At 49.9% G+C, this 15,247-nt stretch carries 18 protein-coding genes and 1 tRNA gene; 14 read left to right on the plus strand and 5 right to left on the minus strand.

Going from position 1 to position 15,247, the window contains the following annotated elements; translation table 11 throughout:
- The first annotated feature begins 22 nt into the window (after positions 1 to 22).
- The 3 genes from IEV97_RS09310 to coaD all read left to right on the plus strand — a co-directional run bounded on the left by IEV97_RS09310 (position 23) and on the right by coaD (position 2,107).
- The gene (locus IEV97_RS09310) at positions 23 to 511 is read left to right on the plus strand and encodes an NUDIX domain-containing protein (protein ID WP_188501241.1); all 489 of its coding nucleotides are present in this window, start codon (positions 23 to 25) and stop codon (positions 509 to 511) included.
- 65 nt (positions 512 to 576) lie between these two features.
- Positions 577 to 1,464, plus strand: coding sequence for a DUF3822 family protein (locus IEV97_RS09315; RefSeq protein WP_188501242.1), 888 nt, complete (start codon positions 577 to 579; stop codon positions 1,462 to 1,464).
- A 163-nt stretch (positions 1,465 to 1,627) separates the two neighbouring features.
- Positions 1,628 to 2,107 (plus strand): pantetheine-phosphate adenylyltransferase, encoded by a 480-nt coding sequence (gene coaD / locus IEV97_RS09320; protein ID WP_188501243.1) that lies wholly within the window; start codon positions 1,628 to 1,630, stop codon positions 2,105 to 2,107.
- Here coaD and IEV97_RS09325 read toward each other — a convergent pair.
- Positions 2,061 to 2,741 (minus strand): NUDIX hydrolase, encoded by a 681-nt coding sequence (locus IEV97_RS09325; RefSeq protein WP_188501244.1) that lies wholly within the window; start codon positions 2,739 to 2,741, stop codon positions 2,061 to 2,063. The two genes, coaD and IEV97_RS09325, sit on opposite strands and share 47 nt — an antisense overlap.
- A 109-nt stretch (positions 2,742 to 2,850) precedes the next feature.
- Between IEV97_RS09325 and pyrE the strand changes: the two genes are divergently transcribed.
- The gene (gene pyrE, locus IEV97_RS09330; protein WP_188501245.1) at positions 2,851 to 3,489 is read left to right on the plus strand and encodes an orotate phosphoribosyltransferase; all 639 of its coding nucleotides are present in this window, start codon (positions 2,851 to 2,853) and stop codon (positions 3,487 to 3,489) included.
- A gap of 78 nt (positions 3,490 to 3,567) precedes the next feature.
- Positions 3,568 to 4,065, plus strand: coding sequence for a metallophosphoesterase family protein (locus IEV97_RS09335; RefSeq protein ID WP_188501246.1), 498 nt, complete (start codon positions 3,568 to 3,570; stop codon positions 4,063 to 4,065).
- 107 nt (positions 4,066 to 4,172) lie between these two features.
- On the opposite strand, the gene IEV97_RS09340 is transcribed toward IEV97_RS09335, so the two are convergent.
- Entirely contained in the window at positions 4,173 to 4,355 is a 183-nt protein-coding gene (locus IEV97_RS09340; RefSeq protein WP_040574265.1) for a hypothetical protein, read from the minus strand.
- A gap of 79 nt (positions 4,356 to 4,434) precedes the next feature.
- Here IEV97_RS09340 and IEV97_RS09345 point away from each other — a divergent pair, with 79 nt between their 5' ends.
- The 3 genes from IEV97_RS09345 (at position 4,435) to IEV97_RS09355 (ending at position 6,735) form a co-directional block, all read left to right on the plus strand.
- A complete protein-coding gene (locus IEV97_RS09345) occupies positions 4,435 to 5,475 on the plus strand; it encodes a threonine aldolase family protein (protein WP_188501247.1) in 1,041 nt (346 codons plus the stop codon).
- Positions 5,476 to 5,512: 37 nt separating this feature from the next.
- Positions 5,513 to 6,145, plus strand: coding sequence for a DNA-3-methyladenine glycosylase family protein (locus IEV97_RS09350; protein ID WP_188501248.1), 633 nt, complete (start codon positions 5,513 to 5,515; stop codon positions 6,143 to 6,145).
- Positions 6,146 to 6,354: 209 nt separating this feature from the next.
- Complete coding sequence (locus IEV97_RS09355; protein ID WP_188501249.1) at positions 6,355 to 6,735, plus strand: rhodanese-like domain-containing protein; 381 nt, start codon at positions 6,355 to 6,357, stop codon at positions 6,733 to 6,735.
- A 30-nt stretch (positions 6,736 to 6,765) separates the two neighbouring features.
- Here IEV97_RS09355 and IEV97_RS09360 read toward each other — a convergent pair whose 3' ends face one another.
- On the minus strand, positions 6,766 to 7,677 hold the full coding sequence (locus IEV97_RS09360) for a DUF58 domain-containing protein (RefSeq protein ID WP_188501250.1): 912 nt from the start codon (positions 7,675 to 7,677) through the stop codon (positions 6,766 to 6,768).
- Positions 7,678 to 7,690: 13 nt separating this feature from the next.
- Positions 7,691 to 8,101, minus strand: a complete 411-nt coding sequence (locus tag IEV97_RS09365) for a septal ring lytic transglycosylase RlpA family protein (RefSeq protein WP_188501251.1) — start codon at positions 8,099 to 8,101, stop codon at positions 7,691 to 7,693.
- 148 nt (positions 8,102 to 8,249) lie between these two features.
- Here IEV97_RS09365 and IEV97_RS09370 point away from each other — a divergent pair, with 148 nt between their 5' ends.
- A complete protein-coding gene (locus IEV97_RS09370; protein ID WP_188501252.1) occupies positions 8,250 to 8,606 on the plus strand; it encodes a DUF3276 family protein in 357 nt (118 codons plus the stop codon).
- A gap of 130 nt (positions 8,607 to 8,736) precedes the next feature.
- Positions 8,737 to 9,834 (plus strand): redox-regulated ATPase YchF, encoded by a 1,098-nt coding sequence (gene ychF / locus IEV97_RS09375; protein ID WP_188501253.1) that lies wholly within the window; start codon positions 8,737 to 8,739, stop codon positions 9,832 to 9,834.
- A gap of 196 nt (positions 9,835 to 10,030) precedes the next feature.
- Here the strand turns inward: ychF and IEV97_RS09380 are convergent, their stop codons facing one another.
- Positions 10,031 to 11,356 (minus strand): type IX secretion system plug protein, encoded by a 1,326-nt coding sequence (locus IEV97_RS09380; RefSeq protein ID WP_188501254.1) that lies wholly within the window; start codon positions 11,354 to 11,356, stop codon positions 10,031 to 10,033.
- A 180-nt stretch (positions 11,357 to 11,536) separates the two neighbouring features.
- Here IEV97_RS09380 and IEV97_RS09385 point away from each other — a divergent pair, with 180 nt between their 5' ends.
- The 4 genes from IEV97_RS09385 (at position 11,537) to IEV97_RS09400 (ending at position 15,237) form a co-directional block, all read left to right on the plus strand.
- Positions 11,537 to 12,400, plus strand: a complete 864-nt coding sequence (locus IEV97_RS09385; protein WP_188501255.1) for an SDR family oxidoreductase — start codon at positions 11,537 to 11,539, stop codon at positions 12,398 to 12,400.
- 139 nt (positions 12,401 to 12,539) lie between these two features.
- Positions 12,540 to 12,611, plus strand: a tRNA-Glu gene (locus IEV97_RS09390).
- Between the two features lie 215 nt (positions 12,612 to 12,826).
- The gene (locus IEV97_RS09395) at positions 12,827 to 13,387 is read left to right on the plus strand and encodes a helix-turn-helix domain-containing protein (protein WP_188501256.1); all 561 of its coding nucleotides are present in this window, start codon (positions 12,827 to 12,829) and stop codon (positions 13,385 to 13,387) included.
- A 179-nt stretch (positions 13,388 to 13,566) separates the two neighbouring features.
- Positions 13,567 to 15,237, plus strand: coding sequence for an Ig-like domain-containing protein (locus IEV97_RS09400; protein ID WP_229733894.1), 1,671 nt, complete (start codon positions 13,567 to 13,569; stop codon positions 15,235 to 15,237).
- Positions 15,238 to 15,247 lie beyond the last annotated feature (10 nt).

Genomic DNA, 15,247 nt, shown 5'->3' on the forward strand with positions numbered 1-15,247 from the left:
CCTCTAGCCCGCTATCGCAAACATGAATACACTAAACCCCAATGCCGCCGCCTATGCCGGTAAAGTAAGGCTGCGCGTTTGCGGCATTTGCCTGCAGGACGAAAAACTCTTACTTGTGCGCCACCAGCCCACGCTCCACAATACCGCTTTCTGGGCACCACCCGGCGGCGGTTTGCAGTATGGAGAGACGGTTGAAGCCTGTCTGGTACGCGAAATGCTGGAGGAGACCGGCCTGCAGACTAAAGTGAAGCGCTTCCTGTTTGTCAACGAGTTTCTGGAGGAGCCGCTTCAGGCCGTAGAGCTTTTCTTTGAGTTGGAAGTGACAGGCGGCGAGCTGATGACAGGTATGGATCCGGAAGCTGGTGCTGATCAGCAGCTGATCGAAGAGGTCGCGTTTCTGAGTCTGAACGAGATCCGGCAGATTCCTTTGGCAGACAAACACCGCATCCTCCATTACCTTTTTTCGCTGGACGATTTGTTCGGATTGCCACATCACTTTATGCAGAAATGATCATTTTACTATATTTTTAGTATACTTGCATAGCACAATATAGCATTACCTGGAGCTCCTATACCTTGAATACCATCAACACGCATTTTCGGCTGTCTTACCAACTGCAAGACGAGGCTTTTCAGCTTTCGCAGGCGGGCAACTGTAATCTGTACATTGCCCTCAGTTCCAAAGCCATGCGGCTGGCTGTAGCGGATGTGGAACGCAACAAGTTTGTGGCGCTGGAAGATTATGAGTTGATCACCGTTTTCACCCCGCTCCAGATTGCCGAGCAGCTGCGCCTGATCGCTGACCAGAGCCCCATCCTACAGGAGCAGCGCTGGTTGGATATTCGCGTCAGCGTCAGCAACCAGTTCTTTACACTTGTGCCCGAAACCCTCTTCGACCCGGCACACCAGGAAGATTACCTGCGCCTGCACAGCACCCTCGACCCACAGCAGCACGTCATCCTCCACAATCGCACGTTCGGACTGGATGCAGTGAATATCTTCGCTGTTGACGGCGTGCTCTACCGCATGGTCCAAAGCTTTTTCCCGGAGCGCACCGTGCAGTTCACGCACCAGACCAGCGCCCTGATCAAAAGTCTGCTACTGCAGACAGACCGCAAGGCGGGTCGCACGATGCACCTGTATGTGGAGCGGAATTATGTGACTGTGCTGGTCATAGACGAAAATGGTTTACAGTTCTGCAACGTGTTCCATTACCTGAGTCCGGAGGACTTCATCTACTTTGTTGTTTTTGTGATGCAGGAGCAAAAGATGAATCCCGAGCAGGAGACCATCACCGCCTGGGGCGATATCACCCCCGACTCCAGTCTCTTCAACATGCTCAAAAAATATATCAGGCAGGTAAAATTCGGCAAGCGACCTACCGATGTAGGCTACAGCTACAAGTTCGATGACCTGTTCGACCACCGCTACTTCGAACTCTTCAGCCTACACTTTTGTGAGTAGTATGAATTGTTAAATCGCTGATGGTTAAATTGTTAAACTCCTTGACTTCAATTAAATAGAAAGCATCCATCACTATACCTTTCATACCACACCAAAGGTAAGCTGCATACTTTATACCCCACTAACAAACAGCAATATAACCATTAAGCTATTTAACCCTCATATGAAAAGAACCGCCATTTTTCCCGGATCGTTTGACCCATTTACCAATGGCCACCTGGATGTGGTGCTGCGTGGTTCTAAAATGTTTGATGAGATCATCATTGCCATTGGAAACAACAGCAGCAAGCAGCGCTACATTCCGGTAGATAAAATGGTAGAGGTGATCAATGGGGTGTTCAAGGACCAGCCCCACATCAAGGCGCAGGCATACAAGGGACTGACGGCAGAGTTTGCCCGGGAAGTGGGCGCTACATTTTTGCTGCGCGGGTTGCGCAATACCACCGACTTTGAGTACGAAAACACGATCGCACAAGCCAACCGCCACATCAACCCGGAACTGGAGACGGTGTTTCTGATCACCTCACCGGCTTTGGCGGCCATCAGTTCCACCATCATCCGCGAGATTCACCGCTTTGGGGGCAACGTAGACGATTTTATACCTTTCCGGATTTCAGAGATTGGAGATATTCCCGCACAATAAAGGCAATGGAGGTATAGGCTTTGGGTAGCACTTCCATGGCCTCTTCCGGCGTCATCCAGCGCACTTCTTCGATAAACTCCTCAGCCTGCGGCTTCATCAGGCTATCGTCGGTGCACTGCATCAGGTACCAGCTGGTCTTCTTGAGTATCTTTTTGCCCTTAAAGGCATAAGAGTGCCAGGTCTTGGGGAGCTTGTTCAGCACCTCTACCTTGATATTGCACTCCTCCTCTACCTCGCGCACAGCGCCATCCAATACCTTCTCGCCTTTGTTCAGCTTTCCTTTTGGCAGGTCCCATACGCCCAGGCGGTAGATCATCAGGATCTTACCGTCCTTCAGCACCAAGCCGCCTCCGGCCTTTACGATCTTGAACTGGTCCTTGAGGTGCTCGATCAGCTGCTTTTTTTTATTCGCCACAAGCGTAAGCGAATTGAGCTTCTTCAGTTTCTTCACCTCCATGAGCCGCACAATACGATCGATCAACAACGGATCGGCCCGTTTGATGAGCACGTCGCCCACCAGGTCCTTGGAAGTGAAGTGGTTATCGGCATCGAGCACCAGGTCATAGTGATGACGGTATACCTTCTCGTTTGATTTTTTGATGATAAGCGGAATATCGTTAATAAAAACGTTCATAGGGAAAGGTGCTCGTGTATCAGGCTTGAAATTAACACAAATCAATCAATATTTCGATGTAAAGAAAGTACAGGGCGCTAAAAAGGGGAAATATTTCTTAAATTCGGCCATGGATAATCAGACGACAGCACACCAGGTAGCCTCTTTCCTGCTGGAAACCGAGGCCGTGAAATTGAGACCAGAGCAGCCTTTTAAATGGAGCTCCGGCTGGAATTCGCCCATTTACTGCGACAACCGCGTAACCTTATCCTTCCCCTACATCCGGAGCTACATCAAGCAGCAGTTGGCCGACATGATCCGGCAAAACTTTCCGGAGGCCGAAGCCATTGCAGGCGTGGCCACGGCAGGTATAGCGCAGGGTGTACTCGTTGCCGATCTGCTCGAAATGCCCTTTCTGTATGTACGGCCGCAACCAAAAAGTCATGGTATGGCCAACCAGATTGAAGGCAAATTAATTTCGGGACAGAAAGTGGTGATGGTAGAGGACCTGATCTCGACAGGCGGTAGTTCGCTGAAGGCAGCCGAGGCCGTACGGTCAACGGGTGGCAATGTGATCGGAATGGCAGCCATTTTCACGTATGGCTTTACGGTGGCAGAAAACAATTTTAAAGAGGCAGGTATACCACTGCACTGCCTGAGCGATTATCAGGCGCTGACGGAAGCGGCCATGCAAAACGGGTACATCCCGGAGTCGGCCATGCCAACGCTGGCTGAATGGCGCCAGTCACCGGAAACCTGGAAGGTATAATTGTTTAAGACAAAAAGGCTTTTGACAAAGGACAAAGGAATTCTACCCACGAACAAAAGACTTTTTTAAAGGTATAGCATGAAAATAGGGCTCCTCTCTGACACGCACGACTACATAGACGATCAGATCCTGCGCTTGCTGGGCGACCGGGACGAGATCTGGCACGCCGGTGATTTCGGCACTGCCCGGGTGGCGGAGCGTCTCAGTGAGGTGGCCCCCCTTCGGGGCGTTTATGGTAACATCGACGGACAGGACATCCGGGTGCTATACCCAAAGGTACTGCGCTTCGAGGCCAACGGACTGGACGTGCTCATGACGCATATCGGGGGCTACCCGGGCAAATACCATCCGGATATCCGAGATCAGATCAGGGCAAACCCGCCGGGCCTTTTCATCACCGGTCACTCGCACATCCTGAAAGTAATGCCTGACAAAAACCTGAACAACCTGCTGCACATCAATCCGGGTGCGGCTGGCATGCATGGCTTTCACAAGGTGCGCACGATGGTGCGCTTCTCAATAGACGCGGGAAAAGTGCGCGACCTGCAGGTGATCGAACTGGGCAAAAGGTCATAAAAAAAGCGTGCCTGCTGGTGCAAGCACACTTTGAAGTCTTCGGAAAACCCGCCACCCGCAGCTTTCACAGCGTTGGCAGGCAGATGGTTTTACTTTGCCGTAAAAGACTACTCAGCAGAAGCTTCTTCTTCCTTCTTGTTCTTTGGCGCTTCACCGAACTGAGCACGCAGCTCGTCCATGTCCACGTTCTTGATAACTGGTGTCAAAAGCAATTGCTTAATTCTGGCAACCTTGTTGTTTGCTCTTGCCTTATTCTTACGGTCTTTTCTTTTAAGTCTAGTAACTCCCATCGTTGCAAAATTTAAATTTGAAGGGCAAAAGTAAGTTATTATTTTTACAAAGTAAAGTATTTCTAGCATCAAATTCGATATGAACATAACAGACCTCCGTTCCGACACCGTGACCAGGCCCACTCCCGACATGCTGCAGGCGATGTTTGCCGCACAGGTGGGCGACGACGTGTACCAGGAAGACCCGACCATAAACGCACTGGAGCAGAAAGCCGCCGCCCTCTTCGGGCTGGAAGCAGGACTCTTCTGCCCTTCCGGCACCATGACGAACCAGATCGCCATCAAAGCCCATACCGAGCCGATGACGGAGGTGATCTGCGACATCACGGCGCACATTTACCAGTATGAGGGAGGCGGCATCATGTTCAACTCCGGCGCTTCGGTAGCGCTGGTACACGGCGAACGCGGCAAAATGACGCCCGCTCAGGTAGAGGCGCACATCCGGCCTGACAACATTCACTACCCTCCTACCCGTCTGGTGGCTTTGGAAAACACCTGCAACAAAGGTGGCGGCTCCTACTATACCTTGGCCGAGATTGCGGCCATATCAGAAGTATGCAAGCGCCACGGCATCGCCCTACACCTGGACGGTGCCCGTGTCTTTAACGCCCTGATAGCTTCGGGTGAGAACCCGCAGGAATATGGCAAGTACTTCGATAGCATCTCCATCTGCCTTTCCAAAGGGCTTGGCGCACCGGTAGGCTCCCTGCTGCTTGGCAAACAAGACTTCATCAAAAAATCGCGTCGTATCCGCAAAGTGCTGGGTGGCGGTATTCGTCAGGGTGGTTACCTGGCAGCGGCGGGTATCTATGCACTCGATCACCATGTAGAACGCCTGGCCGAAGATCATGCAAAAGCAAAGCAGTTGGAAACCGTTTTGAACGAGGCGGACTATGTAGAGTTTGTGCTCCCGGTTCAAACCAACATCGTCATTTTCAAGCTCAACGACAGGTATAAGGATGCAGATTTTGTAGCGGCGCTGGCCGAAAACAATATCCGGGCTTCCAGCTTCGGGCCGCAAATGGTGCGCTTTGTGACGCACCTGGATGTGAGCGACGAGATGCTGCAGCATGTGCTTCAGGTCCTGCATACACTAAACAAAAAACAAGTAGAGGTATAGCTTCGGCTATACCTTTTACCTTTTCATAGACAAAGGCATGAGCGCATTATACCCTGATTATCCGGCTTCTGAAGTGATGTCTGTATTCTCAAATGACCCGATACTGGCAGGTATAGTAGGCAGTGGAAAGTCGCTGGAATCTTCACGATCGGAGGACATTTACTTCAAAATGCTCAGCGCCATTGTATCGCAGCAGCTCAGTACCAAGGCAGCTGCCACTATTTTCGGGCGCTTCAAAGCCCTCTTCCCTAACGAGTACCCTCATCCACACTTAGTGCTCGAATCGCCTGACGAAATGCTTAGAGGTGCCGGGCTATCGTTTCAAAAGATTGGCTATGTGCGGAACGTAGCAACTTTTGCGCAGGGTGGGAACTTAGAGCACGCCGTGATTGACGCGATGGAAGACGAGGCCCTGATCCAGCACCTCACCCAGATCAAAGGAGTCGGGCGCTGGACGGTAGAAATGCTGCTGATGTTTGCGCTGGAGAGACCCGATGTGATGCCGGTAGATGACCTGGGGATACAGAATGCCATGAAAAGGCACTATGGCCTGGAGGAAAGCGGCAGGGCGCTCAAAGCCAGAATGATCGAGATTGCTGAAAACTGGCGGCCTTACCGTACCATTGCCTGTAAATACCTGTGGCAGTCGCTGGACAATATGCCTGCCTAAACCAGCGGGTTCATAGGCGCTTCTGGGGTCATCAGATATACGCGCTGTCCAACACGAGCTCAAATCCCCAATTGAATAGCCAGGTTTGCCTTACCATCAGACGACTAAATCAAGTATTATTTTATATTTAAACCTGGAATCACAACATTTACTTTGCAGCTACGATATAAAACTAACCTATTCATTAGACATAGATTTATATAGAAACGATGGCACACAAATCCACTGCTGACTTGGTGAAAGAAGCCAAACAGCAAATCGAAAACCTCACGCCTGACCAGGTGGAAGAAGAGATCTCAAGGGGAAATGCGACAGTGATTGACATTCGCGAGAGCGAGGAATTGCAGCAGAACGGAAAGATTGCGGGTTCTGTCCATGCCCCGCGCGGCATGCTGGAGTTTTACGCCGATTCATCTTTGCCCTACCATCGACCTGAGTTTGACAAAAGCAAGCGCCTTATACTGCACTGCGCTTCCGGCGGTCGTTCGGCCCTGGCAACAGCCACGCTAAAGCAGTTGGGCTACGATAATGTCGCTCACATGGATGGTGGCTTCAAGGCATGGAAGGAGGCAGGGAAGCCAGTAGCTTAATAAGGTAGCAAAAAATGCCTGTTGCTATACCTACCTTACTTTCGCCCGCTTCACCAGGTAACTGTACAGCACCTTGTCAAACGGTTCGCTGATATCGACAGGCACAAAGTCGATCTTGTACTGGCCGCACTTTAGCTCGAGTTCGCGCTTGTAGTTCGCTACGGCCTGCTGGTAATGAGCCTTCACCTGCGAAGGCTGCAGCTTCAGCTCCTGTCCTGTCTCCACATCCACAAACACATAAGGCCGCTCGGCGAAATCAAATTCCTCTTCGGTGCGGCGGTCCATCACGTGAAAGATCAGCACTTCGTGCTTTTGGTGCTTAAGGTGCTGGAGGGCGGCAAATATGGCGTCGCTGTTTTCGTGTTGCCCCAGCATATCACTCAAAATAACGACCAGCGACCGCTTTGGAATCTGCTGGGCGATGTGATGAATCACGGAAGCCACATCGGTCCGGGCACGGGTTGGTGCCTCTTCCAGCTGTTTTTGGAGCAGCAACAGCAAGGTATGCAGGTGTGAGGCGGTGGACCGGACGGGCGTTTGCTGCTTGACCGTATCGGCGAAGGTTACCAGCCCCACGGCATCGCGCTGCTTACGAAGCAAGGTAGCCAGGGCAGCCGCGCACAGCACGCTAAACGTGAGCTTTCCGCGGTTCTCCACCGGATAGTACATAGAAGGGGAAACATCGAGCAGGATGTGGCAACGCAGATTCGTCTCTTCCTCAAAACGCTTCACAAATAGCTTATCGGTGCGGGCGTATACCTTCCAGTCGATGTGGCGGGTGCTTTCGCCGCTGTTGTAGAGGCGGTGCTCCGAGAACTCCACCGAAAAGCCATGGTAAGGCGACTGGTGCAGGCCCGTTATAAAGCCTTCCACCAGCTGCTTGGCCAAAAATTCCATGTTCTCGAATTTCTGGACATCGGCTAGGGTGAGGGGCTTCTTCATACAGGTATAGGGCTTATCTTTTTCCGGTCGGCTTTATCTCAGAAACGACAGTCTTCATTTCGGGTTGCCCGTCGTCCGGAACTTCGTGCAACTGCACCGAGGCGATTCCCTCCCGGATCAACTCAATCTCCTGCGCTGCTGCCTTCGAAAGGTCGATGATACGATGACGGCTATGGGCCATGCGGTCATTAATCCGCACGATCACCTTTTTCCCGTTCCGCACATTGGTGACCTGTATATAGGTGTTAAATGGCAATGTGGCGTGGGCGGCCGTCAGCTGCGTTTTATCATAGCGTTCGCCGTTGGCTGTCCGGTGTCCGTGCATGCGGTCGGCGTAGTAAGAAGCCTTGCCGTCAGCAGAATACAGCGCTGTGTTGGCATTGAAAGAAAAGAGAAATACTAGTATAAGTGAAAGAAAATTCATACTATACTATATTTGGTCCGGTGGCAAATATAGAATTTATTCTCTGCAGAGCGGCAAAATGCCTGAATTTTAAATTCAAAAATTTTTATATATCAGAACAATATGTTAGCTTTAGGTTCAGAAAGTTGAATTTAACGTCTATAACACGGTGGAAGAGAACAACGACAAAGCAGAAATTTATTCCCAAAGGGTAAGAGCAGGGAAGAGAACGTATTTCTTTGATGTGAAATCAACTCGCTCAAATGACTTCTATGTGACCATCACAGAGAGCAAGCGCAAGTTTAAGGATGATGAGTTCTCGTACGAGAAGCACAAGATCTTCCTTTACAAAGAGGACTTCGTGAAGTTCATGGAAGCATTACAGGGTACAATCGATCACGTTAAATCTGAACTTTTGACAGAAGAGGCTCTTGCCGCTCTCGAAAACCCAACCGAAACTGAGGCAACTCCTGTACCGGTGGCCGCTGCCGAGGTATCTTTTGATGAAGAACTGAAGTGGGAATAGTTTCCCCGTTTTTAGTTTAGCGACCGAGAGCCCGTGTTTCAGCACGGGCTTTTTTTATACCCCCACCCCCTACCCTAAACTTGTCGGAATTTCGTACCTTTGCACCCTGATATAAAACAAGAAAAGATAAATGGGACTAAGATGCGGAATCGTGGGACTGCCAAACGTGGGCAAATCCACTTTGTTCAACGCCATTTCGAATGCCAAGGCAGAGTCTGCCAACTACCCTTTCTGTACCATCGAACCGAATGTGGGTGTCATCACGGTGCCTGATGAGCGCCTGCAGATCCTGGAAGAACTGGTAAACCCGCAGCGCGTACTGCCGACCGTGATCGAGTTTGTGGATATTGCCGGCCTCGTTAAAGGCGCCAGCAAAGGCGAAGGTCTGGGCAACAAGTTCCTGGCCAATATCCGGGAGGTTGATGCCATCATTCACGTAGTGCGCTGCTTCGAAGACCCGAACATCGTGCACGTTGCCGGCAAAGTGGATCCTATCTCTGACAAGGAGATCATCGATACGGAGCTTCAATTGAAAGACCTGGAGTCGATCGAAAAGATGATGATCAAGGTGCAGCGCTCCGCCAAAGCCGGTGATGCAAAAGCCAAGAAAGAGCTGGCCAGCCTTGAGAAATACAAGAACCACCTGGAGCAGGGTCTGAACGCCCGCAGCCTCGATGCGACAGAAGACGACAAGGAAACAGTTAGCGAGCTGAACCTGCTGACCGACAAGCCGGTGATCTATGCTGCCAACGTGGACGAAAACTCCATGAACGATGGCAACGAGTTCTCCAAAGCGTTGGCTGAACACGTGAAAAACGAAAATGCGCAGGTTGTGTTGATCTCTGCCTCCATTGAAGCCCAGATCGCGGAACTAACGGATCCCGAAGAAAAAGAAATGTTCCTGGCTGAGTACGGCTTGAAAGAGTCTGGCCTGAACAAGCTGATCCGCGCGTCTTATGAGTTACTTGACCTGATCACTTATTTTACCGCTGGTGTAAAAGAAGTTCGCGCCTGGACAATTGGCAAAGGCTGGAAGGCTCCTCAGGCAGCAGGCGTTATCCACTCTGACTTCGAGAAAGGCTTTATCCGTGCAGAAGTGATCAAACTGAAGGATTACCAGGAGTACAAGACCGAAGCGAAGATCAAAGAAGCCGGTAAAATGGCAGTGGAAGGAAAAGACTACGTCGTGCAGGACGGTGACATCATGCACTTCCGCTTCAACGTATAGTGTTTAAGACATACCATTACACAACTAAAAAGGCGGGATCACTCCCGCCTTTTTAGTTGATATTCTCTGAAGCTAGCCGGATAAGTCGGGCTTATAGTTGGCTAACCTCAGATCGTATCAGTCTATTGTCATGTTCAAAGGTATAGCGCTCGTTCCTTTTCCGAAATACCTACAACTGGGTATTTATATAATGCCTTTATCTGTTGTTGAACAGGATCTCTTCATACCCGATCAGAAGATCGGCACGTGACCCAGGCGGACGGTAGTAGATCAGGATATCGTAGGTATTGCCCGTAGCAAAATGGCTTCCCTCAAAGTAACTGGCATCGGCAGCCTGGCCCTTGGCCGGCCTTAGCGCATAGTAGTAATTATAATATCCCTGTTTCAGCAGCAGCCTGCCTTTGTAGGCCTGTTGTTCCTGGTCGTAGCGCATCCGGCTCTCATCGTTTAGCAGCCAATCGGTCATGCCACCCTGTATGTATACCTCTCCCTGCTCCTCGCCTGTCTTCAGTTCAAAGTCAACCCAGGTATAGTCGGCATTCACAACGGAGTTGCCATACTCCCTGTTACCGTACAGCATCTTGCCGTCCGCGTCGGGGTCCTGGCTGTAGGCTAATCCGGCACGGCTACGCTCCTGCTGGAGTTTAATATGCACGGGCACTGCCTCCAGGTTGATCTGCTCTATACCCAGCCCTTTGAAGCGGATACTGCGCGAATCGAATGAACGGAACTCACTCAGTCCGAGAAAATGATCCTTGGCTTCGAAGAACACATACTCCAGGCGGCGCTGGTCATCACGCACAAAAGCTGGCTTCGGGTATACCTTGGCATTGTCCCAGCGGTGGTTCTGTCGCATCATGGCTTTTACTTCCTGCGCCGGATTTACCAGCGCGTAGTCCTTGTAGAATACATTGAACTCGACTGGCTGGCGGGCAGCCCTTCCCTCCGGCCCGGTTGGGGCGCCTAGCTTAGCAGCCACCGCTACCAAATTCTGGTATACCAGTATGCGTCTGGTCAGCAGCAGATTGCCTCCCTCCTCACTTACCTGCAGCACATAATTCCCGCTGATCTTCACGCGCGGCACCCGAAAACGATAGTGCACGTACGGCACCCGGGTATTGATCGAATTCTGCACATCGGTAATAAAGAACTCGTTGAAGTCGTTTAGAAACTGCGCGTCATTCAGACCGGATGGCGTCCAGTCGGCGTTGCAGTGCACCAGCTTGGCCACCAAGCGCTGCGGACCGGCATTCAGGCGATCAAATTCGAGCAGGATGGGCTGCTCCTGGCCTATGGAAACAACGGCCGGCTCCAGCACAGCTTCCGGCCCCCCGGTGCCGCGGTAGCACTGCACCGAGCGTATACTGGTGTCGTACACCAAGTCCTCATAGCGTACGGTCTGCTGTTGTGTCGTGCTGCCCGAAGTGGCGTAGCCTTGCTGCTCCAGTGGAACACAGGCAGCCAATCCCAGGCAAATGGAAGCAAGTGCGAAGGCATTGCTGATCTTACTTAAGCGCATCATTCAGTTTTTTCAGTTGAATTGATTTTATTTCCCGTCCCACACAAAGCATAGCCGAAGATAGGGATTTTTGAACAAAGCTGCAGGAACTGCGTAATGCAGCATTGTATTTTTTCAATTAATCCACTGCAAATCAGTCGTTTGTCACGTATATGAATTAACGCAACACAACACCCCTTCCATATGAAAAAAGTTCTACTGGCCGGCGCTACAGGGCACCTGGGGAGGCATATTTTCCGGGTGCTGAAACAACAGGGATACGAAGTGCGTGTACTGGCGCGCAACCTGAAAAAGGCACAGTCACTTTTCCCTGATCCGGAAGAACTCGTGCTTGCCGATGCGACGAAGTCGCTTGAACTGGAGGGTTGTTGTTCCGGGGTAGATGTGGTGGTATCGGCTGTTGGCAAAAATCTGAGCCTCCGGCACACCGGCAGCGGTTCTTTTCACGACATTAATTACGTGGCAAATCTACATCTGCTCCAGGAGGCAGAAAAGGCTGGTGTGAAGCAATTCATTTATGTTTCCGCCTTTGGGGCCGGACAGTTTCCGCAGCTGGCCTATTTTAAGGCACATGCTGATTTTGAGAAAGCACTGCAGCACAGTTCGCTCACTCATACGATTCTTAAGCCGGTTGCCTTGTTCTCAATGTTAGAGGAAATGGCGATCATGGCGCGCAAAGGACGCATCGGGCAGCTGGGCCAGGGCAATAAACTCGTTAACCCCATCTACGATGGCGATCTAGCCAACATCGCTATTTCCTGCATCGGAAAACCCAGCCAGACGCTTGAGCTGGGCGGACCCGCCACCTATACCCGGCAGGAACTGGCGCAGCTGGTGTGTGAAGCAGCCAGCTATAGTGGCCGTGTTACCGAAATTCCCTTCGATTACGTGGAGACACTTCTGCCTTTCGTGCGATTGCTGAGCAGGAACCTGTATGATAAACTCGCTTTTATGGCAGCGGTTAGCAAAGTGAATTGTATAGCGCCGGCATTGGGTCAGTTTAGTTTAGAAACCTATTTTGAATTGGAGCCCCAGTTAAGTAGTTAAAGCAACAGAAAAGGGCAAAATTTACTGGTTATAAATGAACCAGTTAGCCTGAAATGGGCCTTTTATTCGATAAAAAGTATGGGTGACTGTTTGCAAAATAAAAGCAAGCCGCTATATTTGCATCACAATACGACAGAATGGTCCGTTCGTCTAGGGGTTAGGACTCCAGATTTTCATTCTGGCAACAGGGGTTCGATTCCCCTACGGACTACATAGTAATTTAGAACCCGCATATTTAGCTAAATATGCGGGTTTTTTTATTCCTAGGAGTACATAAAACATCACAAGAATTTAAATTCTAAAAAGAACACGGTACTGTAAAACAAGTCGGTATATTTATAGACAAACATAGATGTACGAATCACCTCACATTTAAAAAAAGACGCTTAGTTTCAAGATAGCGCATTAAGAGACATAAGGATTGCTATGATACTGTATATTAAATACATGGTTAGCCTGCGCTGTAAAATGATGGTGAAGGAAGAATTAGCTAAACTGGGGTTGCAGTATGTGGTAGTAGATCTGGGTACTGTTGAGATACTCGAAGATATTACACAGGAGCAGCGCTTGTTACTGAAAAATAATCTGCTGGTATCGGGGCTGGAGTTGCTCGATGACAAACGCAGCATCCTAATCGAAAAAATAAAAAATGTGATCATTGACATGATCCATCATTCAGATGAATTCCCGAAAGCAAATTACTCAGACTTTATTAGTGATAAGCTTAACCACGATTATACCTATCTGGCTAATATTTTTTCTGAAGTAAAAGGAATTACGATTCAGCAATTCATCATTTTCCACAAAATAGAAAGAGTAAAAGAACTGCTTTTATACAAAGAACTCAACCTTACCGAGATCGCGCACAGGCTCCATTACAGCAGTGTCGCGCATTTGTCGAATCAGTTCAAGAAAGTGACGGGCCTCTCCCCTTCCTTTTACAAACAACTAAAGCAGAAAAGACTGGCGAACCTGGAAAACATGTGATTTATGTAATATTCTTTACTTACTGTGTAACATAGTGCCGTTTGATTAGCCCCACCTTTGTAAAATCAAATACTGCCGTGCATTATATAGGTGCACGCACCCGCCAGTAACGGAGAATTAATAATCACCCATTGAATTTAAGAAAACTAGTGACTTCCCTTGCCTTCGCATCTGTAGTTGTGATTGCCGGATGTAAAGAAGATACATTCATTGAAGATTTTGGGGTATGCCCCGTTGTTTTAAGTACTACTCCTTTAGATGGAGCCATAGAAGTTCCGCGTGAATCACAGGTTACCGTTACCTTTAACGAGGCAATGAACCCTGCCACCATCAACCAGACATCCTTCACCCTATTAGGTCCGGATAAAGCAGAAGGTGCTATCACCTATAACACTGAAAACCACACGCTGACCTTTATTCCCAAAAGCAAGTTAAAGTATTCTACTACCTACACAGGCAGAGTTGCCACTTCCGTAAAGGACATGCTGGGGAATGCCCTTCAAAAAGAATACGTCTGGACATTCAGTACCGGTGATCTTGTATCGCCAGTCGTTATCTCTACTGACCCTGTCAACAATGCGACCGGTATCCTGCTGAATAAAGCCATAGCTGCTTCTTTTAGCGTACCCATGGACCCGTCGACGATTAATACGACAACTTATACCTTGAAGCAAGGTGCAACTGCAATAGCCGGAGTGGTCACGTACTCTGGCACGACAGCCGTCTTTACACCTACTGACAACCTGACGGCAAACACGGTCTATACCGGCACCATTACAACGGGCGCCTTAAACAAGGAAGGTAATCCACTGCTCAGTAATCATGTATGGTCCTTCACTACAGTAGCCCATACCACTCCTACGATTACCTCTACAGACCCTGCTCATCAGGCTACGGGCGTCGCCCTCAATAAAGTAATCAATGCCACTTTCAGTGAAATGATGAATCCTGCAACGATCACCGCATCGTCCTTTATTTTAAAAGCAGGCACTACAACGGTGGTTGGCACAACTAGTTACACTGGCACCAAGGCAAGTTTTACACCTACTAATAACCTGGCTGCCAACACAACCTACACGGCTACTATAACGACTGCTGCTAAAAGCACAAACGATGTCGCGCTAGCAAAAAACCATGAATGGTCTTTCACAACGGCAGCCGAAAACCAGCAACCAGGTACGCCAACAGTGGGAGTTAACCTGAAAACAGCCGCACGCTTCGGCATCTTCGCAGGGGTAGGCATCAGTAACAATGCAGGCCCTAGTGTGATCCGTGACCTGGATGTAGGCATAACACCTGGTGTTCGCTCATCTGTAACCGGCTTCCCGCCAGCCATCGTTGAGAACGGCGCAATTTATGCATCCGATGACATTACACCTCCGGGCACTGCAGCCATGCTGTTACAAGCAAAGAAGGATCTGTTGGAAGCTTATCTTTTCGCTGAAGGTGCCTCTGCTCCGGCACCAGCCACAGTAGCAGGCGACCAGGGTGGCAAAACACTGGCACCTGGTATCTACAAATCTACTTCTACTTTATTAGTACAGGCTGGTAGCCTGACGCTGGATGCAAAAGGCGACCCGAATGCCGTCTGGATTTTCCAGATAGCCTCTGACTTTACCACCGTGGGTGGTGCAGGCGGTAACATCATACTGACAGGTGGTGCACAGGCTAAGAACATCTTCTGGCAAGTTGGAAGCTCTGCCACAATCGGCGACGGTACTTCCTTCAAAGGAAACGTACTGGCCTACACGTCTATCACCATGAACTCAGGTGCCAGAGCTGTAGGTAGAATGCTTGCCTTGAATGGCGCGGTTGTCATGACCAACACAAATATCATCGAGAAGCCTTAATCAACACGAA

Source organism: Pontibacter amylolyticus (genome assembly GCF_014638845.1).
In the GTDB taxonomy this organism is placed as follows: domain Bacteria; phylum Bacteroidota; class Bacteroidia; order Cytophagales; family Hymenobacteraceae; genus Pontibacter; species Pontibacter amylolyticus.

Excerpts from the sequence above, each read along its gene's own strand:
- IEV97_RS09325 (WP_188501244.1), bottom strand. The coding sequence starts at position 2,741 with ATGAACGTTTTTATTAACGATATTCCGCTTATCATCAAAAAATCAAAC.
- IEV97_RS09340 (WP_040574265.1), bottom strand. The coding sequence starts at position 4,355 with ATGGGAGTTACTAGACTTAAAAGAAAAGACCGTAAGAATAAGGCAAGA.
- IEV97_RS09365 (WP_188501251.1), bottom strand. The coding sequence starts at position 8,101 with ATGAATTTTCTTTCACTTATACTAGTATTTCTCTTTTCTTTCAATGCC.
- IEV97_RS09345 (WP_188501247.1), top strand. The coding sequence starts at position 4,435 with ATGAACATAACAGACCTCCGTTCCGACACCGTGACCAGGCCCACTCCC.
- IEV97_RS09335 (WP_188501246.1), top strand. The coding sequence starts at position 3,568 with ATGAAAATAGGGCTCCTCTCTGACACGCACGACTACATAGACGATCAG.
- IEV97_RS09355 (WP_188501249.1), top strand. The coding sequence starts at position 6,355 with ATGGCACACAAATCCACTGCTGACTTGGTGAAAGAAGCCAAACAGCAA.
- IEV97_RS09360 (WP_188501250.1), bottom strand. The coding sequence starts at position 7,677 with ATGAAGAAGCCCCTCACCCTAGCCGATGTCCAGAAATTCGAGAACATG.
- IEV97_RS09395 (WP_188501256.1), top strand. The coding sequence starts at position 12,827 with ATGATACTGTATATTAAATACATGGTTAGCCTGCGCTGTAAAATGATG.
- ychF (WP_188501253.1), top strand. The coding sequence starts at position 8,737 with ATGGGACTAAGATGCGGAATCGTGGGACTGCCAAACGTGGGCAAATCC.
- IEV97_RS09385 (WP_188501255.1), top strand. The coding sequence starts at position 11,537 with ATGAAAAAAGTTCTACTGGCCGGCGCTACAGGGCACCTGGGGAGGCAT.
- coaD (WP_188501243.1), top strand. The coding sequence starts at position 1,628 with ATGAAAAGAACCGCCATTTTTCCCGGATCGTTTGACCCATTTACCAAT.
- IEV97_RS09350 (WP_188501248.1), top strand. The coding sequence starts at position 5,513 with ATGAGCGCATTATACCCTGATTATCCGGCTTCTGAAGTGATGTCTGTA.
- IEV97_RS09380 (WP_188501254.1), bottom strand. The coding sequence starts at position 11,356 with ATGATGCGCTTAAGTAAGATCAGCAATGCCTTCGCACTTGCTTCCATT.
- pyrE (WP_188501245.1), top strand. The coding sequence starts at position 2,851 with ATGGATAATCAGACGACAGCACACCAGGTAGCCTCTTTCCTGCTGGAA.
- IEV97_RS09310 (WP_188501241.1), top strand. The coding sequence starts at position 23 with ATGAATACACTAAACCCCAATGCCGCCGCCTATGCCGGTAAAGTAAGG.